This window comes from Dickeya dadantii NCPPB 898 (assembly GCF_000406145.1).
GTDB lineage: Bacteria > Pseudomonadota > Gammaproteobacteria > Enterobacterales > Enterobacteriaceae > Dickeya > Dickeya dadantii.
This window is the reverse complement of record NZ_CM001976.1, coordinates 1201260-1218942: the sequence shown is the minus strand read 5'-3', so window position 1 is coordinate 1218942 and position 17683 is coordinate 1201260. Positions and strand designations below refer to the sequence as shown.

The following is a 17683-nucleotide window of genomic DNA, read 5'->3' as shown; positions in this document are numbered from 1 at the left end:
CCGCAGCAGTTGAGTTATTGAGGAGGTGATGCTAACACAGTCTCGCCGCCATCGGCGAGACTGCCGTCATCAATGGCCGGGGAAATCGACCAGGCTGTAGCAGGCGATGCCCATGCTTTCGAGGCGCTGCTGTCCACCCAGGTCAAAGAGATTGATAATGAAAGCGGCGTCGGCGACCTGACCGCCGAGACGACGAATCAGTTTGACGGTTGCTTCGATCGTGCCGCCGGTCGCCAGCAGATCGTCCACCACCAGTACCTTGTCGCTGGCGGTAATGGAATCGGCGTGAATCTCCAGCGTATCGCTGCCGTATTCCAGTTCATAGCTTTCGCTCAGCGTCGCGCGCGGCAGCTTGCCCGGCTTGCGCACCGGAACGAATCCGACGCCCAACGCCAGCGCCACCGGCGCGCCAAACAGGAAACCACGCGCTTCGGTGCCGACAACTTTGGTAATGCCGACGTCCTGATAGCGTTTAACCAGCATATCGATGCTCGCCGAATAGGCCTGCGGATTCTCCAGCAGGCTGGTCACATCACGAAACAGTATGCCCGGCTTGGGATAATCCGGAATACTCTTGATACTGTTTTTAATCAATTCTGGCTGCTGATGCTGAGTTGCGGTCATAATGTTGTGCCTGATAAAACCTTATATTCACTGAACACCGCCACGGATCTTCGCCATGCCGCCCGCAGGCGCTGGCGATAAAAAATACGGTGGCGGCTCGCACACGAAAACGCTCAAATCTAGTCAAACTGACCGGCAAATGCAACCGGCCCGCGTAGATCTGCGCGTTTTTATCGCAGGCTATTGCTTCGGATCAATAACCGGCAAACGCAGCATAAAGGTTAGCAACGCAACCAGAATCACCAACAGCAAGCCCCTGACCCAGTTAATCTCCACCAGCCACAGCGACACGGCAAACGTAGCGATAATCACCAGCACCGCCTTGGTCTTGACGCCCGGCGGCAGCGCACGATGCTGCTGCCAGTGACGCAAATAGCCGCCGAACCAGGAGCGGTACAGCAGCCAGTAATGGAAGCGCGGCGATGACCGGGCAAAACACCAGGCTGCCAGCAGCAGAAAAGGCGTGGTCGGCAACAATGGCAGCACCACGCCCAACGCCGCCAGCACCACCGCCAGCCACCCCACGCTTATCAGCACTACTCGATACATCTTGCTCCACTCCGTTTCCACACGCGCCTTCATTCCCCGAACCGGCCACAACAGACCCGATCGCAATCTACAGGAATCGTTGTATCATACCGCCACGTTAACTCAATCCGTCCGCCGTACATGTTTGATCATTCCATCCTCGACCCCATTCATGCCTTTCTTACCGTCACGACGCCAGATGAGTGGATCGACGAAGCTCGCAAACCGGAAAATCTGCCCCTATTGCTGCGCGATCATCTGCTGTGCGAACTGAAAGCCGCCCAGAGCGCGCTGTTTCTGATCCGTCGTTACGCGGTGGATCAGGCGAGCCGGCATCAATTGCAGGACTGGATTGCCCCGTACGAGAATTTTGCTTTCCGACAACTGGGCGACGTGCAGGCGCTGAAAGCTGGCGGGCAAATTACCCGTCAGATCACCGCCCGTACCGGCTGCCATTACAGTCAGGATATGATCGATAAAATGGTGATGCTGATTCGCGAAGAACTGCACCATTTCTATCAGGTGCTGGACGTCATGGAACAAAAGGGCATTCCTTACCAGAACGTCCCTGCCAGCCGTTACGCCCGCGGCATGACGCAACATATGAAAACGCATGAGCCGGATGCGCTGGTGGATAAACTGATCATCGGCGCCTTTATCGAAGCGCGTTCCTGCGAACGCTTCGCCAGACTGGCGCCGCATCTGGAAGAAGACGTGCGCAAGTTCTACATTTCATTGTTGCGTTCCGAAGCGCGTCACTATCAGGATTATCTGGCGCTGGCGGAACAGATTGCCGGTAAAGATATTACCGCGCGCGTCGCCTTTTTTGCGCAAACGGAAGCGCAGTTAATTACCAGCCCGGACCACGATTTCAAATTCCACAGCGGCAAACCGGTGTTCAGCACCCACTGAACCGGCCCGTGATTCCACATGCCGCGGTTTACGGATGCCGCGGTCGACCGACGGAGGAAACGCCATGGAAACACAGGCACTGCTGGCCGTGCTGGAACGCCAGATTGATACGCTGGCGCGGGATGTCGAGCCGATTGCCGCGCGACAGGCGCCCCGTTCGCGTTTTGATCGCCAGCTATTTAGCTGTTACGGCACCCGGCTGGGCGATTATCTCGACGAGATCCGTCATAACTACCAGCACCTGCAGCAATATGTACAGGAGCAACGTCTGGATCGGGTGGCGTTCATGGCGGAGAAATTGCTGGCGCAAATGACGGCGTTGCAGCGGGAACTGGCGACCCAACCGCTGCGGGAGCAAGAACCCGCGACGCCGGAGCCACAGGACCGCTATCAGAAACTGGCGGAATATCAGGGCTATGAGCGTCGTTTGCTGGCGATGATTCAGGATCGGGAAAGCATGCTGGCGACCCAGAGCCAACTCAGCGAACAGCAACGCCTGCAACGCGAGCTGGCGGCGCTGGAAGGCCGGCTGACTCGCTGCCGTCAGGCGCTGTCGCGGCTGGAGCGTCAGATTGAACGTCAGGAGCAGGGGTTTTGACCTTTCGTGACCCTCGTTCACTATTCTCTGCTATGTTTTAAAAAAAACAGAACAGGATCGGAGTGAGGTAGAAAAATCATGTCGCTGGAAAATGAAACGCCAGAAGTTAAGCTGGCGGTCGATCTCATCATGCTATTGGAAGACAACCAGATAGCGCCGAACGTGGTGCTGGCGGCGCTGGAAATCGTACGCCGTGACTATCAGTCGAAGACCAACGATCAGTCGAAGGCCGACGCCCCGCCCCACCAGGCGCCCGCCTGACGCCGGAGCAGGCGGGCCCGCTCCGGCGCATATTCTCCGTCACGTTATTTATCGGCTTTCCACCACATCCTGCGGCTGGGTCAGTACGCGGGATATTTCCTGTACCTCGTTGCCCTGCGCGTTATGCAGGTGTACTTCCAACTGGTTGAAGGCGATGTCGATATTGTTCTCGCGGCACAGGCGATCGATGGTGCGGTTCAGTTCATCGACGGTGTAGCTGCGATCCCGCAGTTCCCGCACGTACAGACGCAGTTCATGATCCAGTGAGCTTGGACCGAACGACAGGAAAAATACCTGTGGCTCCGGGTCGGTCATCACGCGTGGGTTATCACGCGCCGCCTGCAACAACACCTCTTTCACCTTGTCCAGATCGGAACCGTAGGCGACGCCGATACGGATCAGCACACGCGTGATGGTATCCGACAACGACCAGTTGATCAGACGTTCAGTGACAAACGCCTTGTTGGGAATGATCACTTCCTTGCGGTCAAAATCGGTAATCGTGGTGGCACGGATACGGATCTTGCTTACCGAACCGGAGAAGGTGCCGATGGTGATGGTGTCGCCGATGCGCACCGGCCGTTCGAACAGGATAATCAGGCCCGACACGAAGTTAGCGAAGATTTCCTGCAAACCAAATCCCAGCCCTACCGATAACGCCGCCACCAGCCACTGCAGCTTGTCCCAGGAAACCCCGAGCGAGCTGAGCGACGTGACCGCGCCGACGGCAGTAATCAGATAGGTCAGCACGGTGGTGATGGCATAAGAGGCGCCCTGTCGCAGTTGCAAGCGCGACAGCACTAGTACCTCCAGCAAACCGGGCAGGTTGCGGGTCATCACATAGGCCACGCCGCCAATCACCATCGCCACCAACAGGTTGCCCAGCGTCACCGGCTGCATGACGGTGCCACTGGCGCCGGCCGTGCTGTAATGCCACAGCGTGATGCTATCCAGATAGGAGAACACGGTCACCAGATCGGCCCAGATCCAGTAAAACGCGCCGGAGAACGCCAGAAACAGCACCATCGTCGTCAGACGCAAAGATTGCTGGCTGATTTGTTCCAGCGCCAGCGGCGCTTCCGGCACCGGCTCGCTGCCTTCCGCGCCTTCCTTGACCAGATTCTGGCGTCGCGCCACCGCGCGGCGATACGCCAGACGGCGGGCCGCGACGCTTAAGCCGCGAATAGTAGCGAAATAGACGATATTCCAGACGATCAACAGATACAGGCTGTCAATCCAGCGGCTGGCCAGTCGCAGCGTGGTATAGAAAAACCCATTCAACATCAGCCCGATCAGAAACAGCGGCATGGCGGCCATCATGGTCACCACAATCAACTGCACCGTGTGGCGTTCCTTTTCTCGCCAGCAGTCGCGGCATACCGGGAACACCAGAATGGTCAGCAACAGCAGATTACAGACGATAATGATCTGCCCGATAGCATCGTCCACCAGGTACAGCGGCGCTTTCTCTCCTACCACCGACCAGAACATCAGCGGCAGCAGCGCACCGCCAAGCCGCACCGTCTGACGCCGGTAATGCGCGCAGCGAGACACCGGAATATTAAAGTGACGCTCGCTCAGGCTGCCCGGCTTGAGGCTGAACCAGGCGGTGGCGAACACCATCCAGAACAACGCCAGATTTTCGCTAAGTACCCAGGCGAAGCTGCTGATCTGGCTATCCGTCCGCTTCAGCCATAGCCCCAGCGACAAAATTACCAGCACGCCCGGCAGGGTGCGCAAAATCAACAGCAGAATGGCTTTCGGCGTATGCAACTGGCTGTCGCGCTTGAGTTGCCCCACATCGTCCGCCAGCTTGCTCATATAGGCATCGATGCTTTTGCGCCGCCACAGCAACAGGCCAACCACGAGCAACGCCGGGATGGTCAGCAACAGCGAATCCATCATCCCCTGTCCCAGCTGAGCGCCTTTCAGGTTGAAATGCAGGTTTTTTATCTGCTGTTTTAGTGTCGATGGCAGATCTTTCAGCCAGTTCCAGTCCATCGGTTTATTGCTGCTGACCCAGAAGATTTGCTGAGTCAGCGTACGTTGCAGCGAGCCATTCACGCTCATCAACTGTTGACGGCTGATTTGCAGGTTAATCGCCAGCATCAGCTGATTGCCAAGCTGCTTATTAAGCTGGTCGAGCAGTTCGCGGCGCATGTCCAGAATCTGCTCCAGCGCATCGGTGACTTCGGCGTCTACCGTGGCATTGCTGTGAACGACCAGTTGCTGGATATATTCATCGCCACGGAACAACAGGTCGCGCTGCTGGTTGATATCAAACTGTTCCAGTCGCAGATCGGCGATTTGGGTGCTGATGTCGCCCATCGCATCGGCCGATGGCAAGTTTTGCTGTTGTTGATAAAGAATGCGCGACAGCAACAGACTACCTTTCAGCACCGTAATCTGTTCTTTCAGGTTGCGTTCCGACTGCGTGGCCCGATCCAGCCAGTTTTTTACCTGGATGCTCTCCTGAACCAGCGTATTACCGGCTTCGGTCGCTTTGATCAGACGCTGGCTGAGTTGACGGTTGGTTTCCATCTCCGTTTTTACCAGCGGGTTCTCCTGAATACGCTGCAACTCATCCGAATTCTGCGCTTCCTTGGCGGTTTTCTCCGATAGGTTGAGGCGTTTGTTGTTGATCACGCCTTGTAGCGTCTGCACCATGTGTTCCAGTTGGCCGATCTGCGCGGCGGTGTAATCCCGCTGCTTCTGCAACAGATCCTGCATGGTGGTGTTCACTTCCAGACTTTTGCGCTGCTGTTCCATTTGCAGCCCGACCAACGCCTGCTCCGCCTGCAACAGGATTTGCTGGCTCGGCCGCAACGGCTCCTGCGACGGATCAAGCCCACTGAGCTGGGTGCGTAGTTGCTGGCTGCGTTGCGAGGCGGCATATAACGCGCTCTGCACCCGCTCCGGCTGGGTCTGCAACGAAATCAGCTGACTATTGTAGGTAGACAGGTTTTCCTGTGCCGACTGCAAATCATCCAGCGTTTCATTCAGACGGGCCTCCAGCTGTTTTAGCGACAGCGACTCCAGCGATGTCTGAGACACCGGCACCGCGCCACCCAACGATACCAGATCTTCATTCACCTGCTTCAGCTTGGCCGGAGCCTGTGCCGCCTGCTGCTTCAGCTGGCTGGTTTCCTGCCGGACCCGGTCGATAGAATCCAACACATCCAGTGTTTGGGTTAGATCCTGCTGGGTCAGCTTGTCTACCGAAGTCAGACTTTTTTGTTTGTTGAGGGTATCAAGCCGATTCTGAATCTCAGTCCGGGTCGGCAAATCGTTACCGGCGGCAAGCGCCGACCACTGCGGCATCAATCCGAGCAGAAACGCCCAGAGATACGGCAGGCTACGGCGAACAGAATCATAAAGAAAAGAACGGAAAAGAACGGCAAACGAACCAGAAACGGCGAAACAGCGACTCATGATGCATCATCGGTTTTACAGAGATGGCGCAGTCTATCACGTCTGCCGGAAGACAAGGTATGTCGGGCTGTATTTATGCTTATCAGACCTCTGAGCTACCACTCAGGCGTAAGGCCGGGCTGGTACGCAACATATCAATAAACCCGTCAACCAGATACGGCGCTTCGCTTTTCAGGTCAAAGCTTTCCGGCAAAAACAACCAGTTCTCCATGATCCCCGACAGATAAGCGCGCATCACCACCGCTGCGCGCCGGGGATTAATGTCCGACGGCAGCATTCCCTGCCGAATACAGTTCATCAAAGAGATTTCTATTTTAACATAGCAGTCGAAATACAAATCCTTACGGGCCTTGAATGTCGGCAATAGCTCACCGACAAACTCACATTTATGGAATATGATCTCCATCATTGAGCGCCACTCGGCATCGGACTCCGTCAAGGTCAGTATATAAATCAGTAACTCTCTGAGAACATGCAGTGGATCATCAGGAAATTTTGCCTGATACTCTATTTCGAAATCAGAAATTTTGGCTTCTGATCGCGCCCATATCTCATCAAACAGTTCAGCTTTGTTTTTAAAGTGCCAGTAAATAGCACCGCGAGTCACGCCGGCGGCAGTCGCAATATCGGACAATGATGTTGAGGAAACACCATGCTCAGAAAACAGGCGCAGTGCTGCGTCCATAATCTGGAGTTTGGTTTCATGAGCCTGTTGTTTGGTTTTTCGTGCCATAGCGCCGACTTTCAAGAGAAGCGAGATTTACATACATTCACGGATGTATGTAACATAGCACGGGCCTGAATTTATCGCAGCAATGGGTTTAAAAGCTTGTGATCCATTGGTCAATTAAAAATCGGATACTTGGGGTTTATCTATGAATAAAAACAGAAGGCTTACGCCTCTGGCGGCTATGCTGATATTTTCTGGCGGCCTTGTGCTCACAGGATGTGACAACAATGCGTCTCAAGAAGGGGCTCACCAGGGAGGCGCACCGGAAGTCGGCATCGTTACGATAAAATCACAAACTCTGAATATCATCACCGAACTGCCGGGCCGCACAAGCGCCTATCGTATTGCTGAAGTACGCCCTCAGGTAAACGGTATTATTCTGAAGCGCAACTTTGTGGAAGGCAGCGACGTCAAAGCAGGCACCTCGCTGTATCAGATTGACCCGGCCACGTATCAGGCCCAGTACAACAATGCCAAAGCCGCACTGGTCCAGGCGCAGGCCAACGCCGAAATCGCACGGCTGACCGTCAACCGCTACAAACCGCTGCTCGGCACCAACTACGTCAGCAAACAGGATTACGATCAGGCGGTAGCCACCGCGCGCCAGACCGAAGCTTCTGTCGCCGCGGCGAAAGCCACCCTCGACAACGCCCAGATTAGCCTGAACTATACCCGCGTAACGGCCCCGATTACCGGCCGCGTCGGTAAATCCACCGTGACGGAAGGCGCGCTGGTGTCCAACGCACAGACGACAGCGCTGACCACGATCCAGCAGTTGGATCCGATCTATGTGGACGTTACCCAGTCCACCAACGATTTTCTGCGCCTGAAAAAGGAACTGGAAAACGGCACCCTGCAACAGACCAACGGCAAGGCCAACGTCCAACTGACGCTGGATAACGGCACCCGCTATAGCCAGCCTGGGACGCTGGAATTCTCCGACGTTACCGTGGATGAAACCACCGGCTCCATTACGCTGCGCGCCGTGTTCCCCAATCCGGATCACAACCTGCTGCCGGGGATGTTTGTCCGCGCGCAATTGGATTCCGGCGTCACTCCCAACGCGATTCTGGTGCCTCAGCAAGGCGTGAGCCGCACACCACGCGGCGACGCTACCGTGATGCTGGTCGGTGAAGGCGATAAAGTGGAAGTTCACTCGATCACCACCGGCAAGGCTATTGGCGATAAATGGCTGGTGACGTCGGGCGTCAAGCCGGGTGACCGTATCATCTTGACAGGCCTGCAGAAAATCAGACCGGGTATGCAGGTAAAAGCGCAGGAAGTGGCCGCAGGTAATGCGCAACAGCAGCAACCGCAGTCCCAACCCGCTAAGTCTTAACAGGAGCCGGTAATCCATGGCCAAGTTTTTCATAGATCGCCCGATTTTTGCCTGGGTCATCGCCATCATGGTGATGCTCACCGGGACACTGGCAATCCTGAAGTTGCCTATTGCGCAGTACCCGACCATCGCGCCGCCCGCGGTTCAGATAACCGCAAACTACCCGGGCGCGGATGCGAAAACCCTGCAGGATACCGTGACGCAGGTAATCGAACAGAACATGAACGGGATCGACAAGTTACTGTATATGTCTTCCAACAGTGACTCGTCAGGTACCGTGCAGATCACGCTGACGTTCGATGCCGACGCCAACCCGGACATTGCACAGGTGCAGGTACAGAACAAACTGCAACTGGCAATGCCGTTGCTGCCGCAGGAAGTGCAGCAGCAAGGCGTTAGCGTGCAGAAGTCCAGCAGTAGCTTCCTGATGGTGCTCGGTTTTATCAGCGATGATAACAACATGACCCAGCAGGACATCGCGGACTTCGTCGGTGCCAGCATCAAAGACCCGATCAGCCGCGTACGCGGGGTGGGTGATACCCAGTTGTTCGGCGCCCAGTACGCCATGCGTATCTGGCTCGACCCGGACAAACTGAACAATTACCAGCTCACTACCAGCGACGTAGTCTCGGCGATTCAGGTGCAGAACAACCAAATCGCCGCCGGTCAGCTTGGCGGTACGCCGCCGGTTCCCGGTCAGAAGCTGAATGCGTCGATTATTGCGCAGACCCGGCTGAATTCGCCGGAGCAGTTCGGCAATATTCTGCTCAAAGTGAATCAGGACGGTTCACAGGTTCGCCTGAATAATGTGGCCCGCATTGAGCTCGGCGGCGAAAGCTACAGTGTCATCGCCCGCTATAACGGTCGTCCGGCCGCCGGTTTGGGTATTAAGCTTGCCACCGGCGCCAACGCGCTGGATACCGCTTCAGCGGTAAAAGCGGAAATCACCAAATTGCAGTCGACCTTCCCGGCCGGGCTGAAAGTGGTTTATCCGTATGACACCACGCCGTTCGTAAAAATCTCCATTTACGAGGTGGTGAAAACCCTGCTTGAAGCGATCGTGCTGGTGTTTGTGGTGATGTATCTGTTCTTGCAGAACTTCCGTGCCACGCTGATTCCCACTATCGCGGTGCCGGTGGTGCTGCTGGGTACATTCTCCATTCTGTCCGCCTTTGGCTATTCGATTAACACACTGACCATGTTCGCCATGGTGCTGGCCATCGGCCTATTGGTGGATGACGCCATCGTCGTGGTGGAGAACGTGGAACGCGTGATGGCGGAAGAGGGATTATCGCCCAAAGAAGCCACCCGCAAGTCCATGGGGCAGATTCAGGGCGCGTTGGTCGGTATCGCTCTGGTGCTGTCTGCGGTATTCATACCGATGGCGTTTTCCGGCGGTTCGACCGGCGCAATCTACCGCCAGTTCTCCGTCACTATCGTATCTTCCATGGTGTTGTCGGTACTGGTTGCGTTGATCCTGACACCGGCGCTGTGTGCGACCATCCTGAAACCGATCACCAACCATGGCGAGAAAAAAGGCTTTTTCGGCTGGTTCAACCGTCTTTTCGACAAGAGTACCCATCACTACACCAATAGTGTCGCTAATATCCTGCGCAGCACTGGTCGTTATGTTGTGGTGTATCTGATCGTTGTTGCCGGTCTGGGTCTGATGTTTACCCGTCTGCCAAGCTCCTTCCTGCCGCAGGAAGACCAGGGCGTATTGCTGACGATGGTGCAGTTGCCGGTAGGCGCCACTCAGGAAAGCACCCAGAAAGTGCTTGATCAGGTGAATGATTACTACCTGCAACACGAAAAAGAAAACGTAAAATCGGTCTTTACCGTTAACGGCTTTGGCTTCGCCGGTCGTGGTCAGAACATGGGTATCGCCTTCGCCAGCCTCAAAGACTGGGATGAGCGCTCTGGAGCGGCCAACAAAGTTGATGCAATTATCGGTCGTGCCTTTGGCGCCTTCTCGCAAATCAAGGAGGCGCTGGTCATCCCGTTCAACATACCGGCGATCGTCGAACTAGGTACCGCCAGTGGTTTTGACTTTGAACTGATCGATCAGAACAACCTCGGCCACGATAAGCTGATGGCTGCCCGTAACCAACTGCTGGGAATGATTGCGCAGCATCCCGATACGCTGGTGCGTGTTCGTCCCAACGGGATGGAAGACATGCCGCAATACCGGCTTGAGATCGATCAGGAAAAAGCGGAATCGCTTGGAGTATCGATTGCCACCATCAACGCCACGCTGTCCACCGCGCTGGGGGGAACCTACGTCAATGACTTTATTGACCGCGGCAGGGTGAAAAAAGTGTACGTCCAGGCTGAGGCCAAATTCCGTATGTTGCCCAACGATATCCAGAAATGGTATGTCCGCGGCACCTCCGGTCAGATGGTCCCCTTCTCGGCTTTCGCTTCCGAGCGCTGGGAATACGGTTCACCACGTCTGGAACGTTACAACGGCCTGCCGGCAGTAGAATTGGTCGGTGAAGCCGCGCCCGGCAAGAGTACCGGTGAAGCTATGGCGCTGATGGAGGAACTGGCGGCGCAGTTACCGCCGGGAATCGGCTTCGACTGGACCGGTATGTCCTATCAGGAACGGTTGGCCGGTAACCAGGCGCCGGCGTTGATTATTATCTCCGCTATCGTGGTGTTCCTGTGTCTGGCCGCGTTGTATGAAAGCTGGTCAATTCCCTTCTCTGTTATGCTGGTGGTACCGCTGGGTGTATTTGGTGCGGTGATGGCCGCCGGCCTGCGCGGTCTGGAAAACGATGTCTACTTTAAGGTTGGCCTGCTGACAACCATCGGTTTATCCGCCAAGAACGCCATTCTGATCGTCGAGTTCGCCAAGGACCTGATGGAGAAAGAAGGGAAAGGACTGGTGGAAGCGACGCTGGATGCTGTGCGTATGCGTCTGCGCCCCATTCTGATGACATCGCTGGCGTTCATTCTGGGCGTCGTACCGCTGGTGATCAGCACCGGCGCAGGCTCTGGCGCACAGAACGCGGTCGGTACCGGTGTAATGGGCGGGATGATCACCGCTACCGTACTGGCTATCTACTTCGTGCCGGTGTTCTTTGTGGTGGTACGCCGCCGCTTCGGCAAGAAAAAGGAAGCGGACGACTCACATAACGAGCACACCCAGACCAGCCACTAACGCATTATATCGCTTCTAAAAGGCCGCCTGTGCGGCCTTTTTCTTTTTAGGCAACAAGCATATGACGCGCGCTCCCCTCTCCCCCACCACCTCGCTATCTCCCTGTAAATCGTAACGTTGATCATAACGTCAAAAAAGCGCAGAATATAGATATGTTATAACATAACAATGAGGTCAACATGAAAGCGGGTATCCATCCCAACTACCGCACTGTGCTGTTCCACGATACCAGTGAGAATGTATTTTATAAAATCGGCTCCACGATCAAAACCGATCGAACCTATGAGCACGAAGGCGAAGTCTATCCTTACGTCACTATCGACGTTTCTTCCGCTTCTCATCCTTATTACACCGGCAAGCAGAAAGAATACGCCAAAGAAGGTAGCGCTGCGCGTTTCCAACAGCGTTTCGGCCGTTTTCTGAAATCGTAATCTGGGGAATTATCCATGCAGGTATTAAGTTCTCTTCGCAGCGCCAAAACGCGTCACAAAGATTGTATCGTGGTCAAACGGCGCGGGCGTGTCTATGTCATCTGTAAGAGCAACCCACGTTTCAACGCGGTGCAGGGTAGGAAAAAGAAAAAGCGCTAATTATTATTTGCTCAAAAATTATCAGAAGGTGCTCATCACTGCACCTTCCTTCACTACACTCATTCATTAATCCCCTTTAAAAACAAAAAGATAAAATAAATATCTTTTTGCCTCATCAAAATCTTTACAAATAAAGACAAGCCAGAAAAACTAATTAACACTGTGATTCTTGCTAACACAGAAAAAAATTAAATATACTTACTCTAGTGGTCGATAAATATATCACGGCACACCGGAAGCAGCCCGCACCGATGGCAGCTATCGTCATAAAATTGGTTCGACCACACCGTAAACGTTGGCTTTTTTGCTATAATGAATTCAGAATGATTGTTGACAGTGACGTCGAGTCATTCTCTGGCATTCACCGTGTTACCCCTGTCCGTCTTAAGATTAAGGGAAATTGAGGCATACTGAGGGGCATTCTATCTTCTGCACTTCATCACACCACCTGTCTGACCGAGTGGTGGCCCTAAGTGACACTAAATCGTAGCTTACGGAGGGATAGAAATGGATGAGTACACACCTCAACATTATGATATTGCCCAACTCAGATTCTTGTGTGAAAATCTGCACGACGAAAGTATCGCGACATTAGGTGACAGCAGTCGTGGCTGGGTGAATGATCCGACCTCTGCGGTCAACCTTCAACTAAACGAACTTATCGAACATATTGCGGCATTTGTTGTTACCTACAAAATAAAATATCCGCATGAAGCGGCGTTATGTGAACGGGTTGAGAAATATCTAGACGACACTTATATTCTTTTCAGCAATTACGGTATAAATGACACCGAGTTGCGGAAATGGCAAAAATCCAAGTCACAATTATTCAGAATGTTCTCAGAAAAGAGCATCTGTACGGTAGTAAAAACTTAAGCAATAATTTGTTTCATACTTAATTTAAATCCAGGAAAATTAACAAGGTCACTATGAAAAAAATCGACTATTTGATGCGTTTGCGTAAATGTACAACCATCGACACGCTTGAACGTGTTATAGAAAAAAACAAGTACGAGCTTTCCAACGACGAGCTTGAAATGTTCTATTCAGCTGCAGACCACCGCCTGGCAGAGCTGACGATGAATAAACTTTACGACAAAGTACCGACTGCTGTGTGGAAATACGTTCGCTAAGCATTAAAAACAGCAACTTAAATACATAAAAACACTGTGCCGATATTCTGTCGGCCTTTGTTTTTATGGACTGTAAAAAATAACGCTCCCTTTGTAACAAGAAGTATCACGCATTACTTAAATTTCCCTTTATTAATTCGTTCACTCTCGCTGGAATTAAATCGAACCTTTCTGATTAGCAACCTTTTCACCGAATTTATCGTATAAAAAACGCTGTATCTTTTATTGATAAAGTATCAGACGGGAATATTAGAATAACGTTACAGCCGGGGAAGAGAGATAAAATGGTGGAGGCCCCGCCAGCTACATCCCGGCACACACGTCGCCTGCTGCGGCTGCTTCCTTCCGGACCTGACCGGGTCCACAGGTTAGTGTTGCGGGAGAACCAACGGGGCCTCCATTGACAGCCCCACTGTTGTGGAGCGGAGGGCATTATCGGCGATGAACTGGGCAATTGCAAGTTACCACCGCCTAACCGCTGTTTTCTTACCCATCGCCAGCTTTTATACTGCTGATACCGTTCATTCCCTACCGGTTTCAACATATTGGATCCCGCCATGACTACCGAAGCGGACAATTTTCGTCAGCGTGTCATCCACGTTATCGCTGCCATTCCTTACGGCTACGTCGTTACTTATGGCGATGTCGCACGTCTTGCCGGTTCTGCCCGAGCCGCGCGACAGGTAGGAGGTATACTGCGGGGTCTCCCCGCCGGCAGCCAGCTCCCCTGGTATCGGGTGATTAATCGAAAGGGGGAGATTTCGCTTACCGGCCCGGATTTCCAGCGGCAAAAATCGGCCCTTCAATCTGAAGGAGTGGTACTAGATTCGGAAGGGAAGATCGATCTGGACAGATTTCGCTGGCGGTACGTGCAGGATTTATTGTAGGCAGGTACCGCCAGCGCGATTAACAACACTCTAATATGAGAGTGATGACGAATCTGAAACACCATCGGACGCTGCTGGCGCATTCGGCGTCAAAAACCCGCCGGGCTTCGCCGGCACTGGTACAGTCGGAACCGGTATCAGTGTCAGATCAGCGTTATTCACCCCATTGCTCACCACCGGCATCACATGCTCGGTAATCAGTGTCACCCGATGATTAATGGCAACGGCGGCGCTGAGCAGGATACGAGCGTCCGGCCGGATTTCCGCCGGGTTATAAGGCAGCACAAACCGGAATGGCGCCTGCTGCCCTTCCGTGCGGATAACCCGCTGGGAAATCACTTTTGAAGGTACATCCGGAATCGATGCATCTGATACGGTCACCGTCAGCACCGAATCCGGCGGCAACGCGATTTTTTGGCGAATATTGACTGTGCCGGTCACAGCGGGCATGCCGCTAACAGGTTGAGAAAGAGTCTGAGTCTGCTCCGTTGCCGGCGCAGTCGCTTCAGGAGCAACACCATGGTTATTCACACACCCAGAGAGCGCGATCGATACCGTGATACCACCAAAGATATGCCATAATCTCATAGGTAAGTCTCCTTAATTATTTTATCAGGATGACGGTCAGAAAAACCGCCACCTGTTAAGAAGTATGAACCAACCGTCATAACAATTATGGTGGAAAATTCCGATAGTTATTGTGTCAGCGCCTTAACATCCCGGATGCCTGCCACTATCTTCGTGTCTCAATTTGACAAAAAACGTTCTTTTAAGCGCACGATGAGCCGTTCGCGTAATCATGATTAACCCAAAGGCGGAGCTATGAGCCAGGCATTACAAAATCTTCTCGACCTGTTAAATCTGGAAAAACTTGAAGAAGGCCTGTTCCGCGGCCAGAGTCAGGATCTGGGGTTACGCCAGGTATTTGGCGGTCAGGTGGTCGGTCAGGCGTTATCAGCCGCTAAACAGACCGTGCCGGCGGAACGCTTTATTCACTCGTTTCACAGCTACTTCCTGCTTCCCGGCGACAGCCAGAAACCGATTATCTACGATGTGGAGACATTGCGGGACGGCAACAGTTTTAGCGCCAGACGCGTCAGCGCCATTCAGAATGGTCGCTCGATTTTTTACATGACGGCCTCTTTTCAAACCCGGGAAAGCGGCTTTGAGCACCAGAGCAACATGCCGCAGGTGACGCCGCCCGACGATTTACCATCAGAGCAGGATATCGCCCGCAGTATGGAACATCTGATCCCGCCGGTTATGCGCCAGATTTTTACCAATGACCGGCCGATCGAGATTCGTCCGGTAAAATTCCACAACCCGTTAAAAGGCGAAGCGGCCCCGCCGATCAGGCAGGTATGGTGCCGGGCCAACGGCGCCATGCCAGATGACGAGCGAACCCATCAATATCTGCTCGGCTATACCTCCGATTGCCATTTTCTGCTCACCGCGCTGCAACCGCATGGCGTGGGATTTCTGGAACGGGGTATGCAAGTCGCGACGATTGATCACGCTATGTGGTTCCACCGACCGTTCCGACTGGACGACTGGTTGCTTTACTCGGTCGAAAGCCCCTCGGCTTCCGGTGCCCGCGGGTTTGTTCGCGGCCAGTTCTATACCCGTGAAGGGGTGCTGGTGGCATCCAGCGTACAGGAAGGCGTCATCCGGCGTCACGGTCAGTAAACACGGTGTCAGACATAAAAAAACCACCTTTTTCAAGGTGGTTTTTTTGTTTGGTGCATGACGATAACCGTTATTATCGATTACCGAACAGGAATTACTGGTTGTACGCGTTTTCGCCGTGGCTGTTGACGTCCAGACCTTCACGCTCTTGTTCTTCCGGTACGCGCAGACCAACAGCAATATCCGCGACCTTGAAGGAGATGAACGCTGCGACGCCGGACCATACGATAGCGACGATCACACTGAACAGCTGTACCCATACCTGATGAGCCATGGTCACACCCTGCGCATAACCGGTCCCCCCCAGCGATGCGGCGGTGAACACGCCGGTCAGCAAACACCCTACGACGCCGCATACGCCGTGCACACCGAATACATCACACGGATCGTCGACGCGCAGCCATTTTTTCAGCACGGTCACGCCCCACAGACCAGCAAAGCCACCTGCAAAACCGATAACCATCGCGCCACCGATACCCACGGTGCCCGCGGCCGGCGTAATGGCAACCAGACCTGCGATACAGCCAGAACAGGCGCCCAGCAGAGACGGTTTGCCGCGAGTAATCCACTCGCCAACCACCCAGGCCAGAATCGCAGCAGCCGTCGCCACCACGGTGGTCAGGAACGCCAGACCCGCTACGTTGTTGGCGGCAGCGGCAGAACCGGCGTTGAAACCGAACCAGCCGATATACAGGATAGCCGTGCCCAAAAATACCATCGGCAGGTTATGCGGCTTGAAAGCCTCTTTGCCGAAACCGACACGTTTGCCTAACAACAACGCGCCAACCAGACCCGCCACAGCGGCGTTGATGTGTACTACGGTACCGCCGGCGAAGTCCAGCGCCCCGTCCGCCGCCAGATAACCGCCGCCCCATACCATGTGGGTCATCGGCAGATAAGACAAGGTGAACCACAATCCGGAGAAGATCAGCACAGCGGAGAAACGAATACGCTCGCCCAGCGCGCCAATCACCAGCCCCACGGTAATGCAGGCAAAGGACGCCTGATAAGCCACATGGATAAACTGGTAGAAAGTACCGCTGACAGAGTTGATATCAATACCATTCAGCATGAAATTGGTCAGGCCGCCGAAGAACGGGCTGCCCGTGCTGAATGCCACGCTGTAGCCATAAATCACCCACAGAATGCAAACCAGCGCAAAAGCCACCATAATCTGAGTCAGCATGGACAGCACGTTTTTGCTACGAATCAGGCCGCCGTAAAACAGCGCCAATCCTGGAATCGTCATGAACAGCACCAACGCGGTACAAATCATCATGAACGCATTGTCCGCTTTGTCCGCCACAGGCGCCGGCGTATCCGCCATGGCCCATGCCGGAAGCATGGCAGCCGCCCCTAAACCTAATGACAAGGAAAGTTTCTTCATTTTTTCTTCATCCCTATTTAATAAGGCTAAATCAGGTAATTGTTATAGTGCGGCTTCGTCAGTTTCGCCGGTGCGGATACGGATGACACGCTGCAGTTCCGCGACAAAGATTTTGCCGTCGCCAATCTTACCGGTGTAGGCGGCTTTGCTGATGACATCGATAACTTCATCCAACTGGTCGTCGGCAATCGCAATATCGATTTTCACCTTTGGCAAAAAGTTAACGCTGTACTCCGCGCCACGATACAGTTCCGCATGCCCTTTCTGACGCCCAAACCCTTTCACCTCAGTGACGGTGAGCCCCTGGATGCCCACAGAAGACAATGCTTCACGTACGTCTTCCAGCTTGAACGGTTTAATTACCACAGTAACCAGTTTCATCCTCATCCCCCTAACCATGTAAGTTCAGGCCC

The 17683-nt window shown here is 53.9% G+C and carries 18 protein-coding genes and 1 other RNA gene; 11 read left to right on the top strand and 8 right to left on the bottom strand.

What is annotated here, in order from left to right:
• Positions 1–69 precede the first annotated feature (69 nt).
• Positions 70–624 (bottom strand): adenine phosphoribosyltransferase, encoded by a 555-nt coding sequence (apt, locus tag DDA898_RS05940; protein ID WP_038900577.1) that lies wholly within the window; start codon positions 622–624, stop codon positions 70–72.
• 180 nt (positions 625–804) lie between these two features.
• Positions 805–1173, bottom strand: coding sequence for a DUF454 family protein (locus DDA898_RS05935; protein ID WP_013316880.1), 369 nt, complete (start codon positions 1171–1173; stop codon positions 805–807).
• Positions 1174–1293: 120 nt separating this feature from the next.
• Between DDA898_RS05935 and miaE the strand changes: the two genes are divergently transcribed.
• The 3 genes from miaE (at position 1294) to rsmS (ending at position 2923) form a co-directional block, all read left to right on the top strand.
• Positions 1294–2064, top strand: a complete 771-nt coding sequence (miaE, locus tag DDA898_RS05930) for a tRNA isopentenyl-2-thiomethyl-A-37 hydroxylase MiaE (RefSeq protein ID WP_038910535.1) — start codon at positions 1294–1296, stop codon at positions 2062–2064.
• A 64-nt stretch (positions 2065–2128) separates the two neighbouring features.
• The gene (priC, locus tag DDA898_RS05925) at positions 2129–2662 is read left to right on the top strand and encodes a primosomal replication protein PriC (RefSeq protein ID WP_013316878.1); all 534 of its coding nucleotides are present in this window, start codon (positions 2129–2131) and stop codon (positions 2660–2662) included.
• A gap of 78 nt (positions 2663–2740) precedes the next feature.
• On the top strand, positions 2741–2923 hold the full coding sequence (rsmS, locus tag DDA898_RS05920) for a pleiotropic regulatory protein RsmS (RefSeq protein WP_038910534.1): 183 nt from the start codon (positions 2741–2743) through the stop codon (positions 2921–2923).
• 48 nt (positions 2924–2971) lie between these two features.
• Here the strand turns inward: rsmS and mscK are convergent, their stop codons facing one another.
• Together mscK and acrR are read right to left on the bottom strand one after the other, a co-directional pair.
• A complete protein-coding gene (gene mscK, locus DDA898_RS05915) occupies positions 2972–6355 on the bottom strand; it encodes a mechanosensitive channel MscK (protein WP_038910533.1) in 3384 nt (1127 codons plus the stop codon).
• A gap of 82 nt (positions 6356–6437) precedes the next feature.
• Complete coding sequence (acrR, locus tag DDA898_RS05910) at positions 6438–7088, bottom strand: multidrug efflux transporter transcriptional repressor AcrR (RefSeq protein ID WP_038910532.1); 651 nt, start codon at positions 7086–7088, stop codon at positions 6438–6440.
• A 142-nt stretch (positions 7089–7230) separates the two neighbouring features.
• Here acrR and DDA898_RS05905 point away from each other — a divergent pair, with 142 nt between their 5' ends.
• The 6 genes from DDA898_RS05905 to DDA898_RS05885 all read left to right on the top strand — a co-directional run bounded on the left by DDA898_RS05905 (position 7231) and on the right by DDA898_RS05885 (position 13310).
• A complete protein-coding gene (locus DDA898_RS05905) occupies positions 7231–8424 on the top strand; it encodes an efflux RND transporter periplasmic adaptor subunit (protein ID WP_038900573.1) in 1194 nt (397 codons plus the stop codon).
• A gap of 16 nt (positions 8425–8440) precedes the next feature.
• Positions 8441–11587, top strand: a complete 3147-nt coding sequence (locus tag DDA898_RS05900) for an efflux RND transporter permease subunit (protein ID WP_013316873.1) — start codon at positions 8441–8443, stop codon at positions 11585–11587.
• A gap of 179 nt (positions 11588–11766) precedes the next feature.
• Complete coding sequence (locus tag DDA898_RS05895) at positions 11767–12018, top strand: type B 50S ribosomal protein L31 (protein WP_013316872.1); 252 nt, start codon at positions 11767–11769, stop codon at positions 12016–12018.
• 15 nt (positions 12019–12033) lie between these two features.
• Complete coding sequence (gene ykgO, locus DDA898_RS22100; RefSeq protein WP_013316871.1) at positions 12034–12177, top strand: type B 50S ribosomal protein L36; 144 nt, start codon at positions 12034–12036, stop codon at positions 12175–12177.
• A 507-nt stretch (positions 12178–12684) separates the two neighbouring features.
• Complete coding sequence (tomB, locus tag DDA898_RS05890) at positions 12685–13053, top strand: Hha toxicity modulator TomB (protein WP_013316870.1); 369 nt, start codon at positions 12685–12687, stop codon at positions 13051–13053.
• A gap of 53 nt (positions 13054–13106) precedes the next feature.
• Complete coding sequence (locus DDA898_RS05885) at positions 13107–13310, top strand: HHA domain-containing protein (RefSeq protein WP_009114000.1); 204 nt, start codon at positions 13107–13109, stop codon at positions 13308–13310.
• 294 nt (positions 13311–13604) lie between these two features.
• On the opposite strand, the gene ffs is transcribed toward DDA898_RS05885, so the two are convergent.
• Positions 13605–13701: signal recognition particle sRNA small type (ffs, locus tag DDA898_RS22095), an RNA gene on the bottom strand.
• A 166-nt stretch (positions 13702–13867) separates the two neighbouring features.
• On the opposite strand from ffs, the gene DDA898_RS05880 reads away from it, so the two are divergent.
• Entirely contained in the window at positions 13868–14197 is a 330-nt protein-coding gene (locus DDA898_RS05880; RefSeq protein WP_038900571.1) for an MGMT family protein, read from the top strand.
• Between the two features lie 30 nt (positions 14198–14227).
• On the opposite strand, the gene DDA898_RS05875 is transcribed toward DDA898_RS05880, so the two are convergent.
• Complete coding sequence (locus DDA898_RS05875; protein WP_038910531.1) at positions 14228–14785, bottom strand: YbaY family lipoprotein; 558 nt, start codon at positions 14783–14785, stop codon at positions 14228–14230.
• A gap of 234 nt (positions 14786–15019) precedes the next feature.
• On the opposite strand from DDA898_RS05875, the gene tesB reads away from it, so the two are divergent.
• Positions 15020–15883, top strand: a complete 864-nt coding sequence (tesB, locus tag DDA898_RS05870; protein ID WP_038900569.1) for an acyl-CoA thioesterase II — start codon at positions 15020–15022, stop codon at positions 15881–15883.
• Positions 15884–15977: 94 nt separating this feature from the next.
• Here the strand turns inward: tesB and amtB are convergent, their stop codons facing one another.
• Together amtB and glnK are read right to left on the bottom strand one after the other, a co-directional pair.
• The gene (amtB, locus tag DDA898_RS05865; protein WP_013316866.1) at positions 15978–17270 is read right to left on the bottom strand and encodes an ammonium transporter AmtB; all 1293 of its coding nucleotides are present in this window, start codon (positions 17268–17270) and stop codon (positions 15978–15980) included.
• Positions 17271–17312: 42 nt separating this feature from the next.
• A complete protein-coding gene (glnK, locus tag DDA898_RS05860) occupies positions 17313–17651 on the bottom strand; it encodes a P-II family nitrogen regulator (RefSeq protein ID WP_002208627.1) in 339 nt (112 codons plus the stop codon).
• Positions 17652–17683 lie beyond the last annotated feature (32 nt).

Excerpts from the sequence above, each read along its gene's own strand:
- rsmS (WP_038910534.1), top strand. The coding sequence starts at position 2,741 with ATGTCGCTGGAAAATGAAACGCCAGAAGTTAAGCTGGCGGTCGATCTC.
- ykgO (WP_013316871.1), top strand. The coding sequence starts at position 12,034 with ATGCAGGTATTAAGTTCTCTTCGCAGCGCCAAAACGCGTCACAAAGAT.
- DDA898_RS05895 (WP_013316872.1), top strand. The coding sequence starts at position 11,767 with ATGAAAGCGGGTATCCATCCCAACTACCGCACTGTGCTGTTCCACGAT.
- miaE (WP_038910535.1), top strand. The coding sequence starts at position 1,294 with ATGTTTGATCATTCCATCCTCGACCCCATTCATGCCTTTCTTACCGTC.
- mscK (WP_038910533.1), bottom strand. The coding sequence starts at position 6,355 with ATGAGTCGCTGTTTCGCCGTTTCTGGTTCGTTTGCCGTTCTTTTCCGT.
- DDA898_RS05875 (WP_038910531.1), bottom strand. The coding sequence starts at position 14,785 with ATGAGATTATGGCATATCTTTGGTGGTATCACGGTATCGATCGCGCTC.
- DDA898_RS05905 (WP_038900573.1), top strand. The coding sequence starts at position 7,231 with ATGAATAAAAACAGAAGGCTTACGCCTCTGGCGGCTATGCTGATATTT.
- DDA898_RS05885 (WP_009114000.1), top strand. The coding sequence starts at position 13,107 with ATGAAAAAAATCGACTATTTGATGCGTTTGCGTAAATGTACAACCATC.
- DDA898_RS05935 (WP_013316880.1), bottom strand. The coding sequence starts at position 1,173 with ATGTATCGAGTAGTGCTGATAAGCGTGGGGTGGCTGGCGGTGGTGCTG.
- tesB (WP_038900569.1), top strand. The coding sequence starts at position 15,020 with ATGAGCCAGGCATTACAAAATCTTCTCGACCTGTTAAATCTGGAAAAA.
- DDA898_RS05900 (WP_013316873.1), top strand. The coding sequence starts at position 8,441 with ATGGCCAAGTTTTTCATAGATCGCCCGATTTTTGCCTGGGTCATCGCC.
- DDA898_RS05880 (WP_038900571.1), top strand. The coding sequence starts at position 13,868 with ATGACTACCGAAGCGGACAATTTTCGTCAGCGTGTCATCCACGTTATC.
- priC (WP_013316878.1), top strand. The coding sequence starts at position 2,129 with ATGGAAACACAGGCACTGCTGGCCGTGCTGGAACGCCAGATTGATACG.
- apt (WP_038900577.1), bottom strand. The coding sequence starts at position 624 with ATGACCGCAACTCAGCATCAGCAGCCAGAATTGATTAAAAACAGTATC.
- acrR (WP_038910532.1), bottom strand. The coding sequence starts at position 7,088 with ATGGCACGAAAAACCAAACAACAGGCTCATGAAACCAAACTCCAGATT.
- tomB (WP_013316870.1), top strand. The coding sequence starts at position 12,685 with ATGGATGAGTACACACCTCAACATTATGATATTGCCCAACTCAGATTC.
- amtB (WP_013316866.1), bottom strand. The coding sequence starts at position 17,270 with ATGAAGAAACTTTCCTTGTCATTAGGTTTAGGGGCGGCTGCCATGCTT.
- glnK (WP_002208627.1), bottom strand. The coding sequence starts at position 17,651 with ATGAAACTGGTTACTGTGGTAATTAAACCGTTCAAGCTGGAAGACGTA.